This is a genomic window from Angustibacter speluncae (assembly GCF_054777815.1).
This window is the reverse complement of sequence record NZ_BAAHAF010000049.1, coordinates 21,406-32,837: the sequence shown is the minus strand read 5'-3', so window position 1 is coordinate 32,837 and position 11,432 is coordinate 21,406. Positions and strand designations below refer to the sequence as shown.

11 protein-coding genes are annotated in these 11,432 nt (G+C 76.3%); 6 read left to right on the top strand and 5 right to left on the bottom strand.

The genetic code is table 11. The features are described from left to right. The first annotated feature begins 51 nt into the window (after positions 1-51). From ACYVKY_RS05265 to ACYVKY_RS05250, 4 genes are all read left to right on the top strand, one after another. Positions 52-1,428 (top strand): sensor histidine kinase, encoded by a 1,377-nt coding sequence (locus tag ACYVKY_RS05265; RefSeq protein ID WP_460433921.1) that lies wholly within the window; start codon positions 52-54, stop codon positions 1,426-1,428. Continuing rightward, positions 1,425-2,036, top strand: a complete 612-nt coding sequence (locus ACYVKY_RS05260; protein WP_460433920.1) for a GerMN domain-containing protein — start codon at positions 1,425-1,427, stop codon at positions 2,034-2,036. Before ACYVKY_RS05265 ends, ACYVKY_RS05260 begins: the two co-directional genes overlap by 4 nt. 22 nt (positions 2,037-2,058) lie before the next feature. Next, positions 2,059-3,267: an amidohydrolase family protein gene (locus ACYVKY_RS05255; protein WP_460433919.1), complete on the top strand. Its 1,209-nt coding sequence runs from the start codon at positions 2,059-2,061 to the stop codon at positions 3,265-3,267. 267 nt (positions 3,268-3,534) lie between these two features. Then, the gene (locus ACYVKY_RS05250; RefSeq protein WP_460433918.1) at positions 3,535-4,620 is read left to right on the top strand and encodes a carboxylate-amine ligase; all 1,086 of its coding nucleotides are present in this window, start codon (positions 3,535-3,537) and stop codon (positions 4,618-4,620) included. On the opposite strand, the gene ACYVKY_RS05245 is transcribed toward ACYVKY_RS05250, so the two are convergent. The 4 genes from ACYVKY_RS05245 to ACYVKY_RS05230 all read right to left on the bottom strand — a co-directional run bounded on the left by ACYVKY_RS05245 (position 4,601) and on the right by ACYVKY_RS05230 (position 9,228). Then, the gene (locus ACYVKY_RS05245) at positions 4,601-4,981 is read right to left on the bottom strand and encodes a protein-tyrosine phosphatase family protein (protein ID WP_460433917.1); all 381 of its coding nucleotides are present in this window, start codon (positions 4,979-4,981) and stop codon (positions 4,601-4,603) included. The genes ACYVKY_RS05250 and ACYVKY_RS05245 overlap by 20 nt on opposite strands. 86 nt (positions 4,982-5,067) lie before the next feature. After that, entirely contained in the window at positions 5,068-6,261 is a 1,194-nt protein-coding gene (locus ACYVKY_RS05240; protein WP_460433916.1) for an acyl-CoA dehydrogenase family protein, read from the bottom strand. Between the two features lie 22 nt (positions 6,262-6,283). After that, on the bottom strand, positions 6,284-6,814 hold the full coding sequence (locus tag ACYVKY_RS05235; RefSeq protein ID WP_460433915.1) for a peptidase: 531 nt from the start codon (positions 6,812-6,814) through the stop codon (positions 6,284-6,286). A 92-nt stretch (positions 6,815-6,906) separates the two neighbouring features. Beyond that, positions 6,907-9,228 (bottom strand): transketolase-like TK C-terminal-containing protein, encoded by a 2,322-nt coding sequence (locus tag ACYVKY_RS05230; protein ID WP_460433914.1) that lies wholly within the window; start codon positions 9,226-9,228, stop codon positions 6,907-6,909. Positions 9,229-9,519: 291 nt separating this feature from the next. Between ACYVKY_RS05230 and ACYVKY_RS05225 the strand changes: the two genes are divergently transcribed. Both ACYVKY_RS05225 and aroQ read left to right on the top strand, forming a co-directional pair. Next, entirely contained in the window at positions 9,520-10,065 is a 546-nt protein-coding gene (locus tag ACYVKY_RS05225; protein WP_460433941.1) for a hypothetical protein, read from the top strand. A gap of 37 nt (positions 10,066-10,102) precedes the next feature. Further along, the gene (aroQ, locus tag ACYVKY_RS05220; RefSeq protein WP_460433913.1) at positions 10,103-10,543 is read left to right on the top strand and encodes a type II 3-dehydroquinate dehydratase; all 441 of its coding nucleotides are present in this window, start codon (positions 10,103-10,105) and stop codon (positions 10,541-10,543) included. Here the strand turns inward: aroQ and ACYVKY_RS05215 are convergent. Continuing rightward, positions 10,495-11,415 carry a Gfo/Idh/MocA family oxidoreductase gene (locus tag ACYVKY_RS05215; protein ID WP_460433912.1) on the bottom strand — a complete coding sequence of 307 codons (921 nt, stop codon included), beginning with the start codon at positions 11,413-11,415 and terminating at the stop codon, positions 10,495-10,497. The two genes, aroQ and ACYVKY_RS05215, sit on opposite strands and share 49 nt — an antisense overlap. Positions 11,416-11,432: the final 17 nt, after the last annotated feature.

Sequence of the window (11,432 nt, the reverse complement as noted above, 5' to 3'; positions counted from 1 at the left end):
CCCCCGGCTCGTGGTGACCGTCCGCGGCCTGGGGTACCGCCTGGACCCGCGGTGAGGCGCGCCCGCGGGCCGGGCCTGCGGCGCCGGGTCACGCTCTCGTTCGCCCTCGGCGGGCTGCTGCTCGCCGGCGTGATGTCGGTCGGCACGTTCGCCACGGCGCGCGAGTACCTCGTCACCCAGCGCGAGCGGGTCGCCCAGCAGCAGGCGTTCGTCGACGCCGCCTACGTGCGCGACGGCATGCGCAGCCCCGACCTCCAGGTGAGCGAGGTGCTGGGCCTGGCCTCCCCGCCCGCCGACACCCAGCTCTTCGTGCGCCGCGACGGCCAGTGGTACGCCTCGTCTCTGGCCGAGCCCGAGGCCGTGGTCCCCGCGGACCTGCGGGCGCTGGCCGAGGACGGCGTCCCGGCCCAGCAGTGGGGCGAGGGGGTCGACGGGCCGTTCGTGGCGACCGCGGTGCCGCTGCCCGCCGTCGGCGCCACGTTCTACGAGGTGAGCGGCACGCCCGAGCTGCAGCGCACCCTCACCGCGCTGGCCGTGGTGCTCAGCGGGTTCGCCGTGCTGACCTCCCTCGGCGGCGCGGTGCTCGGGCGCTGGGCCGCGCGCCGGGTGGTGGCGCCGCTCGACGACATCGCCGGCACGGCGGCCCAGGTCGCCGGTGGCGACCTGAGCCAGCGGCTGCGCGCCACCGACGACCCCGACCTGGTGACGCTGGTCGCGTCCTTCAACGCGATGGTCGACGGGCTCACCGAGCGCATCCACCGCGACGCCCGGTTCACCGCCGACGTGAGCCACGAGCTGCGCTCGCCCCTCACCACCCTCACCACGAGCGTGCAGCTGCTCGAGCGACGGCGCGAGCAGCTGCCCGAGAGCACCCGCGAGGTGGTCGACCTGGTGGCCGCCGAGGTCGAGCGGTTCCGCCACGTCGTCGACGACCTGCTCGAGCTCGGTCGCCTCGACGCCATGGACGACAAGGCGCTGCGCGCGCGCCAGGTGGTCGACCTCGGCGAGCTGTTGCGCGAGACGCTGGCGCTCGGCGGCCGGTCGGTCGACCTGCTGTCGGTGACCGGTGGACCGCTGCCGGTGCGGGCCGACAAGCTGCAGCTCTCGCGCGCGGTCGTGAACCTGCTCGAGAACGCGGACCGGCACGGCAGCGGCCTGGTGTCGGTGCGGGCCGAGCGCGAGGGCGACGACGCGCTCGTGGTGGTCGACGACGCCGGACCCGGTGTCCCGCAAGCAGATCGGCTGCGCATCTTCGAGCGGTTCGTCCGCGGCGGCTCGCGCGGTTCCCTGCCCGGCACCGGGCTCGGCCTGTCCCTGGTCGCCGAGACCGTCCGGGCGCACGGCGGCGGCGTGCACGTCGACGACGCGCCCCGCGGCGGTGCGCGGTTCGTCGTGCGGCTGCCCCTCGACCGCGAGGGGACGCCGTGACCGCCCCCGCCCGCGGGCTGCTCGTCGCGGTCGCCGGCGCGGCCCTGCTGGCGGCCTGCGTCGGACCGGCCGGACCCGGGGTCCGCACGATCGACCCGGCCGACGTGCCGTACGACCTGCTCTCCACCGAGCCGCCGCCCGAGGCGTCCACGCGCTCGACGGAGGCGGACGTGCCCGGCACGTCGGTGGCGGCGGCGGTGTACCTGCAGGGCCCGGACGACGAGCTGCGGGCCGTCCCGGTCGACATCGACCCGGGGACGCCGCTGCAGCAGGCGCGCCAGGTGCTCACCAGGCTCCAGGACGGCCCGACCGCCACCGACGTCGACGAGGGGCTGACCAGCGCCCTCGGCCCCGACCTCGCGCTCGAGGTCGGCCGCGTCGACGACGGCGTGGCCGAGGTCGACGTCAGCGGCAGCACGACGCTGCCGGCGGCGGACCTCATCCCGGTCGCGATCGGGCAGATCGTGCTGAGCCTCACCGGCATCGAGGGCGTCGACGCCGTCCGGCTGGTGCGCGACGGCCGCACCCTGCCGCTGCCCCTGCCGGGCGGGCGGCTCACCACCGACCCCGTCACGACCGGCGACTACCTGCAGCTCACCGTCCCCTGAGCCCCGCCCGTACGGTGGCCGGATGATCCTGCGCGACTGCCGTCCCTGGGGCGGGCCCGCCGCCGACGTCGTCGTCGTCGACGGCGCTATCGCGTCGGTGGGGCCGCACGACCCCGCCGCCGAGCACGCGGGCGAGCAGGTCGTCGAGGGCCGCGGCCGGCTGCTGCTGCCGTCGTTCAGCGACGTGCACGTGCACCTCGACTCCACCCGCCTGGGCCTGCCGTTCCGTCCGCACACGGGTGCCCCCGGCGTCTGGGCGATGATGCTGAACGACCGCGCGCACTGGCGCGACGCGGAGGTCGGCATCGTCGAGCGGGTGCGGCACACGCTCGGCCTGATGGTCGCCCGCGGCACCACGCGCGTCCGCAGCTTCGCGCAGGTCGACGTCGACTGCCGGCTCGAGCGGCTCGAGGCCGTCCTCGCCGCGCGGGAGCACTTCTCGGGCCGCGCCGAGGTGCAGGTCATCGCCTTCCCGCAGGCGGGGCTGCTGCGCGAGGACGGCTCGCCGCAGGTGCTCGAGGACGCCCTGCGCGCCGGGGCCGACGTCGTCGGCGGCATCGACCCGTGCACCCTCGACCGCGACCCCGTGCGGCACCTCGACGTGGTGTTCGGGCTCGCCGAGAAGTACGGCAGGCCGGTCGACGTGCACCTGCACGAGCCGGGCGAGCTGGGTGCCTTCAGCGCCGACCTGGTGCTCGAGCGGACCAGGGCCCTCGGCATGCAGGGGAACGTGCTCATCAGCCACGGGTACGGCCTGTGGCAGGTGTCGGAGGCGCAGACCCGGCGGCTCGTCGAGGCGTTCGCCGAGGCCGACGTCGCCACCGCCACCGTGGCCCCGGGCGGGGGCCAGCAGCTGCCGCTGCAGCAGCTGGTCGAGGCGGGCGTGCGGGTCGGGCTGGGCGAGGACGGCCAGCGCGACTACTGGTCGCCGTACGGCGACGCCGACCTGCTCGGCCGCACCTGGCAGCTCGCGTTCACGCACGGGTTCCGCGCCGACCGGCTGGTCGAGCACTGCGTCGCCGTCGCCACCGTCGGCGGCGCCGCGATCATGGACCCCGCGTCGGTCCGGCTCGGCTCGGTCGACGACCGTCCCGGGCTGGCCGTCGGCGACCCGGCGCACCTGGTGCTGGTCGCCGGCGAGACGGTCACCGCCGCCGTGATGGACCGCCTCCCGGACCGCACGGTGCTGCACGGCGGCCGGGTGGTCGCCGACGGCCTCGAGCTGGTCTGACCCGACGCGACCCGGGCAGACGCGGGGTGCCAGCGCCGGCTCCGGTCGGCTCCGGCGCGCCGAGCGAGGGAGCGCCAGCGAGCGAGTCGAGGTGGGAGGAGTCGACCCCCCGTGGAGCCGGGGCTCGCGAGCGCCAGCGAGCCGAGGGTAGGGGCCGTCTCGCGTCGCCGAGCCCCTGCTCCTCCCCTAACGTGGCCCGCCGTGCAGGAACCATCGACGGACAGGTGGGCCGCTGCGGCCCACGACGACGGACCCCGACCGGTCGGCGTGGAGGAGGAGCTGCTGCTGGTCGACCTGGCCACCGGCGTGCCGGTGCCGCTCGCGGCCGACGCGCTGCGCGGGCCCACCGACGACGGCACCGCGGGCCCCGGCGGCGAGGTCGAGCACGAGCTCCAGCTCGAGCAGATCGAGACCGCCACCCGCCCGTGCACCGACCTCGACGACCTGCGCACCCAGCTGCTGGGCCAGCGGGCGCTGGCGGTGGCCGCAGGCGAGCGCGCGGGCGTCGGGGTGGCCGCGCTCGGTGCCTCGCCGGTCGAGGTCGACCCCACGACCACCCCGGTGTCGCGGTACGGCCAGATGGTGCGCGCGTTCGGCCGGACCGGCGCCGAGCAGCTGACCTGCGGCATGCACGTGCACGTGCAGGTCGGGTCGGCCGAGCTCGCGGTGGGCGTGCTCGACCGGATCCGCGCCTGGCTGCCGGTCGTGCTGGCGGTCAGCGCCGGCTCCCCGTTCCACCAGGGCCGCGACACCGGGTACGCCAGCTACCGCAGCCAGCTGCAGGCGCGGTGGCCCACGAACGGCCCGTTCGGCCACTTCGGCGACCTGCGCACCTACCGCGAGACCGTCGACTCGATGGTCGCGACCGGCGCCGTCCTCGACGAGGGGATGGTCTACCTCGACGCCCGCGTCTCGGCCCGCTACCCCACGGTCGAGGTGCGGGTCGCCGACGTCTGCACCCACGTCGACGACGCGCTGCTGGTCGCCACGCTGTCGCGCGGCCTGGTCGAGACCGCGACCCGCGAGGTCGCCGCCGGGATCGAGCCGCACGGTGTCCGCACCGAGCTGCTGCGGCTCGCCTCGTGGCGGGCCGGGCGCTCCGGTCTCGGCGACCAGCTCGTGCACCCGCAGTCGCTGCGCCCCGTACCCGCGTGGGAGGCGGTGCAGGCGCTCGTCGACCACGTCCACGACGCCCTGGACGACCTCGGCGACCTGGAGCGGGTCGCCGCGTGGCTGTCGGCGCTGCGCGAGCGCGGCACCGGCGCCGTCCGCCAGCGCGAGGTGCTCGAGCGGTCGGGGCGCCTGGTCGACGTCGTCCGCGACGCCGTCGAGCTCACCCGGGCGGGGGTGTGAGCAGGCCCCCGCGCTCGACCCGCTCGGCGAACCGCAGCACCCACCGGCGCTGACCCGGGGTCTCGACCGCCCTCGGCCGGTGGTGCCGGCGCGTCCACGCCACCGCGTCGTCGGCCGGGTGGCCGGCCAGCACGGCCATGCACGCCAGCACCGTGCCGGTGCGTCCCGTCCCGCCGGTGCACGTGACCTCGACCAGCGCGCCCGCGGCCGCCGCCCGGTGGGCGTCGACCACGGCGGCGGTCGCGGCGTCGTCGTCGCGCGGGGTGCCGAAGTCCGGCCAGTCGACCCACGTCACCGGCCACCCCGGCACCCAGCGGGCGCGGTCGCGAGCCGTGCCGAGCGCGAGGCCGAGCTGGGGCACGGGCCCCTCGGGCAGCGGCTGGCGCCGCCCGCGGCCGCGGACGGCCGTGCCGTCCGGGAGGACGACGGCCCCGGTGAGGCGCTCGGTCAGCGGAACGCCGCCTCGCCGGTGAGCGCCTGGCCGAGCACCAGCGTGTGCATCTCGACGGTGCCCTCGTAGGTGAGCACCGACTCCAGGTTGTTCATGTGCCGGATCACCGGGTACTCCAGCGAGATCCCGTTGGCGCCCAGCACGGTCCGCGCCGTGCGGCAGATGTCCAGCGCCTCCCGGACGTTGTTCAGCTTGCCGTAGGAGACCTGCTCCGGCCGCAGGCGCCCGGCGTCCTTGAGGCGTCCGAGGTGCAGGGCGAGCAGCTGGCCCTTCGCGAGCTCGAGCGACATGCCGGCGAGCTTGGCCTGGGTGAGCTGGAACCCGGCGATCGGGCGCCCGAACTGCTCGCGCTCGGTGGCGTACCGGCGGGCCGCCTCGAACGCCGAGCGCGCCGCACCCATCGAGCCCCAGATGATGCCGAACCGCGCCTCGGTGAGGCACGACAGCGGACCCTTCAGTCCTCGGACGCCGGGCAGGACGGCGTCGGCGGGCAGGCGCACGGCGTCGAGGACGAGCTCGCTGGTGACGGACGCGCGCATCGACAGCTTGTGGTGGATCTCGGGTGCGGAGAACCCCTCGACGTCGGTCGGGACGACGAAACCCCTGATGCCGTCGTCGGTCTGCGCCCAAACGACGGCGACGTCGGCGATCGAGCCGTTGGTGATCCAGAGCTTGCGGCCGTCGAGCACCCAGTCGCCGCCCGGCTCCTGCTTCGCCCGGGTGCGCATGCTCGCCGGGTCCGACCCGTGGTCGGGCTCGGTGAGCCCGAAGCAGCCGATCGCCTGCCCGGCGGCCATCCGCGGCAGCCACTCCTGCTTGTGCTCCTCGGTGCCGTAGGCGTGGATCGGGAACATCGCGAGCGACCCCTGCACCGAGACCATCGAGCGGATGCCGGAGTCGGCCGCCTCGACCTCGGTGCAGGCGAGCCCGTAGTCGACGGCCGACATGCCCGCGCAGCCGTAGCCCTCGAGGTGCATGCCGAGCAGCCCGAGCGTGCCGAACTCCTCGATCAGGGAACGGATGTCGGGGACGACGCCGTCCTCGAACCACTGCCCGACGTGCGGCACCACGCGCTCGTCGCAGAACCGGCGCACGCTGTCGCGCACCGACCGCTCGTCGGCGCTCAGCTGCTGGTCGAGGTCGAGCGGGTCGAGCGGGTCGAAGGGGCCCTGCGGCTGCTGGTCGCTCACCCCCGCACCGTACGCCGCCGGCTCAGGCGGCGAGCAGCATGGCGAGCACGGCGGTGTCGGGGTCGCGCGAGGTGTCGACGCCGACCTGGCTCAGCAGCCGGGTGACGGTGCCGTCGCGCTCGGCCTCGACCCAGGCCGCGCGGTGCTCCATGCCGAGGTGGGGCAGTCCGGGCAGCAGCACGCACCCGGACGCGGTGCCGCTGGTCTCCGGCGTCGACGGCACCGACTCCTGCGGCGGGTGCAGCAGCAGCAGGGCCGCCGGCTGCGGATCGGCGAGCGCCCCGGGGGCAGGCGCGCCGGACCCGATGACCGGCCCCTCGAGCAGGACCAGCCCGACGGGGTCGGGGATCGACCCGCTGGAGTCGGGGCGGTCGTCGCTGGTGCGGAAGACCGACGTCGACGGCACCATGCCCGGCACCGCGGCGAGGCGCACGGCCAGGGTGAGCACCTGCGCCCACTCCTGGGTCGTCTGCGGCCAGCGGCCCGCCACGACGAAGCCGGCCAGCGGCACGGCGCCGCGGCTGAACGGGGCGATCTCGACCTGCTCGCTCATGCGACCTCCAGGCGTGCGTCCCGGCTCCCCGGGAGAGGTCACCTCAGTGTGCGCCCGATCGGCCCCGGACGGGGGGAGGACGGGCGAACTGGTCAGAGCAGGTCGAGGGCGGCCGCGACCTGGCTGTCGGCGTCCAGCCCGTGCAGGCGGTACACCTCGTCGAGGCCGCCGGACTGGCCGAACCCGGTGACGCCGAGGTGCACGGCGCGCACGCCCCGGACGGTGGCGAGGAAGGCCAGTGCGTGCGGGTGCCCGTCGAGCACGGTCAGCATCGGGTGCGCGCGGTCCGCGGGCAGCACCTGGTCGAGCACCCAGGTCGGGCCGGTGTCGCGTCCGGCCCGGGCCTGCACCGCGCGGAAGAGCAGGTCGGGGCTCGTGACCACCACGACGTCGGCCCCGACGCCCTGCGCCTCGAGCCGGTCGGCGGCCAGCAGCGTCTCGGTCAGCACCGGGCCCGCGGTCACGAGCGTGACCCGGCCGGCGGCGTCGTCGCGCCCGGTGCGCAGCCGGTAGCCGCCGGCCAGCACCTGGCGGCGACGGCGCTCGCGCGCGGCGGGGTCGGCCGGCACCGTGGCGAGGGTCTGGTCGACCGGGCGCGTCGACAGCCGCAGGTAGGTCGACCGCCCGTCCGGCCGCCCGAGGTGGGCGAGGGCGTCGAACAGGCACCACTCGACCTCGAGCGCGAACGCCGGCTCGTACGAGACGCACCCGGGCTGCTCGAGCCCGATCGACGGGGTCGTGACCGACTGGTGCGCCCCGCCCTCCGGCGCGAGGGTCACGCCGGCCGGGGTGCCGACCAGGACCGACTGCCCGCCCGCGTACATGCCGAACGACCACGGCTCGAGGGCGCGGCCGACGAACGGGTCGTAGACGACACCGACCGGCAGCAGGGGCTGGCCCCACCGGCTCCAGGTGGCGCCGAGCTCGCCGAGCGCGCTCACCAGGTTCACCTCGGCGATGCCGAGCTCGAGGTGCTGCCCGGTGGGACGCTCGCGCCAGTGCAGGATCGTCTCGGCGTCGTCGGCGAACCAGTCGGTGCGCTCGGTGGGCGCCCACACCCCGACCTTGTTCACCCAGCCGCCGAGGTTCGTCGACGAGCTGACGTCCGGGCTCACGGTCACGACCCGGGCGGCGGCGTCGGGGGCGGCGCGGGTGAGGTCGAGCAGCGCCCGGCCGAGGGCGGCCTGCGTGGTGGCCGTGCCACCGGGTGTGCGGCCCATGTCGGTCGGCAGCGCGAGGTCGGGGCGCGCGGGCACGGGGTCGCGCCGCAGCCGGTCGGCGACGTCGCGGCACAGCCGGGCCTCGTCGGAGTCGTCGGCGAACGCCGCCCACGGGTCGTCGAGGTCGGTGCCGCAGGCGGCGGCCAGCTCGCGCATCTGCGCCTCGGTGAGCAGGGACGAGTGGTTCTGCGGGTGCCCCTCGCTCGCGAGCCCGTGCCCCTTCACCGTGTAGGCGAAGATCACGGACGGACGGGTGTCGTCGACCGCGTCGAGGGCCGCCAGGACGCCGCCGAGGTCGTGGCCGCCGAGGTTGCGCACACCGCGCCACAGGGTGTCGTCGTCGAGACCCGCGACCAGCGAGGCGATCTCGCCCGCACGCGGCCCGTCGCCGGGCAGGCGGGTGCGCAGCTCGCCGGCGTCGCAGCGCAGGAGCCGCTGGTACTCGGGGTTCACCATGCCGTCGATGCGCTCGCGGAGGGCGTCGCCGCCCTCCCGCTCGAACAGCCCGCTCAGCAGCGACCCGTACTTCAGCGTGATGACCTGCCAGCCGGCCGCCTCGAACATGCCCTGCAGCCGCGGCGTCGCGATCGCCGGCACCACCCGGTCGAGCGACTGCCGGTTCAGGTCGACGACCCACACCACCTCGCCCAGGTCGGCCACGCCGGGGTCGACGACGGCCTCCCAGCAGGCGCCCTCGTCGAGCTCGGCGTCGCCGATCAGGGCGTACTGGCGTCCGGTGCCCGCCCCGCCGAAGTGCTGGTCGACGTACCGGCGGGCCATCGCGCCCCAGATCGGCGCCGTCGCCCCCAGGCCGACGGACCCGGTCGAGTAGTCGACGGGGTCGGGGTCCTTGGTGCGGCTCGGGTAGGACTGCAGCCCGCCGAGCGCGCGGAGGGTGGTGAGCCGGTCGGCGTCGAGCTCGCCGAGCAGGTGGTTGATCGCGTGCAGCACGGGCGAGGCGTGGGGCTTCACCGACACCCGGTCCTGCGGGCGCAGCCGGCCGAACCACAGCGCCGTCATCAGCGTGACCATCGACGCGCTCGAGGCCTGGTGCCCGCCGACCTTGAGACCGGTGGTGTTCGGGCGGACGCGGTTGGCGTGGTCGACGACCGCCGTCGACAGCCACAGCACGCGGCGCTCGACCGCCGACATCACCGGGTCGCTCGCGGGCGGACGGCCGATCTCCAGGCTCATGGCAGCACCGTAGGGCTCGGCGGCCGGGAACAACCGCGCACCTCGCTACGTTGCGGCGTAATGTAGTAATCACTGCAACGGAAGGAGTGGGCCATGAGGCACCCACGAGAGCACGACGAGTACGGCGGCGGCGCGAGCGAGGGCGAGCGCGGCCGAGGAGGTCGCGGCGGCCGCCGCGGCCGGGGCGGCCCGGAGGGCTTCGGCGCCGGGTTCGGTGCGGGCTTCGGCCGCGGGTTCGGCCCCGGCCCGGGGTACCGCGGCGGCCGGGGTCGCGAGCGCGACGTCCCGCCGGTGAGCGAGAGCGACCTGGTCGGCTGGTTCGCCGGCCGGCTCCCGGACGACTGGTTCACCGGTCGCCCCGAGATCCGCGTCGACCGCGACGAGATCCTCGTCGTCGGCACGCTGCCGGCCGACGGGACCACCGTGGAGGGTGACGAGAGCGCCACCACCGCCGCGCGGCTCGGGCGCATCGCCCGGTTCCGCGAGGACACCCGCGAGCAGCGTGTGGCGATCGCCCAGGAGGCGGAGCCGCGCTACGCCCGCAAGGTCGCCTGGGGCGCGCAGATCGACGGCACCCGCGAGGTGTTCACCTCGCTCGCCGTCCCGGTGATGACCCGGCTGCGCCAGCCCGAGCGCGAGGTGCTCGACACCCTGATCGACTCCGGGGTGGCGCGCAGCCGGTCCGAGGCGCTGGCGTGGTGCGTGGCCCTGGTGGCCGAGCACGCCGACGACTGGCTGGGGCAGCTGCGCGAGGCGCTGGGCACCGTCCAGCGGCTGCGCGAGGGCGGCCCCGTGCCTCCCGCCGGCCCGGCCGGTGACGACGCGACGGGGTCGTGACCCCGTCCGCACCCCGCGGTGCGAGAGGATCGGCCGCATGACGCGCGTCGTGGTCCTGAACGGCCCGAACCTCGGGCGGCTCGGCCGCCGCGAGCCCGAGGTCTACGGGCGCACCACCCACGAGGAGCTCGTCGAGACCTGCGTCTCGGCGGGCTCCTCGCTCGGTCTCGAGGTCGAGGTGCGCCAGACCGACGCCGAGCACGAGCTGCTCGGGTGGCTGCACGCCGCGGCCGACGACGGCGTCCCCGTCGTCCTCAACCCGGGCGGGTGGACGCACACCTCGGTCGCCCTGCGCGACGCCTGCGCCGCGCTCACCGCCCCGCTGGTCGAGGTGCACATCTCGAACGTGCACGCGCGCGAGGAGTTCCGGCGCCACTCCTACGTCTCTCCGGTCGCGACCGGCGTGGTCGCCGGGCTCGGGATCGAGGGCTACGTGCTCGCCCTGCGGTGGCTGGCCGGCCGGCCGTCGTCGAGCTGAGCGGCGGCCTCCGCCAGCGTCGCCACCACGGCGGTGCTCGCCACCGGGTCGGCGACGTACCGCTGCACCGCGCTCGGGTCGGCTGCCGCCCCGGCCGGTGACCCGGTGGCGAGCGCGGCCAGCAGCGCCGCGTAGGTCTGCGCGCCGGTCTGCCGCCCGGGGGGCGCCTCGTGCGCCGAGCCGTCGCCGGCGTGCAGCACGAACCGCTCCTGCGGGTCGGCGCTGGCCACCGACACCACCGCGCGCCCGGTGGCGCCCGAGGTGTGCAGCGTCTCGAGCACCACGTCGGTGCCGTCGAGGTGCGCCTGCACCGACGTGCTCGGGCCGAGCACGACGTGCAGCCAGGCGAGCGCGTGCGGCCCCAGGTCCCACAGGCCGCCGAGCGCCTCGCGCCGCCACGGGGAGCGGCCGAACGGGTCGTCGCCGAGCGTCGCCCCGTTGGTGAGCACCACCTCGGCCCGCTCCCAGGTGCGGGCCGCGGCGTCGTCGAGCCAGGCGGCGAGGTGGGTGTCGACCAGGCGCGCGTAGTGCACCCGGACGGGGGCGGTGGCGGCGTGCAGCACCTCGGCCGCCTCCACCGTGCGCGCCACCGGCTTCTCCAGCAGCAGCGCCGCGCCCGAGGCGACGGCCTCGGGGAGCAGCCCGGCCTGGACGTCGGGCGGCACGCACAGCGCCACCACGTCGACCCCCGTCATCGCCTCCCCGGGGGAGGCGACCGCGACCGCCCCCGCCGCGGCGGCCACCTCCGCCGCCCGGTCCGGGCGCCGCGCCCAGACCCGCTCCAGCCGGACCCCCGGCGCCGCGAGCAGCGCCGGCAGCACGGCCTCGTCGACCCACGGCCCGGCACCGACCAGACCCGCGCGCACGTCCACGCGCCCAGTCTGGCGGT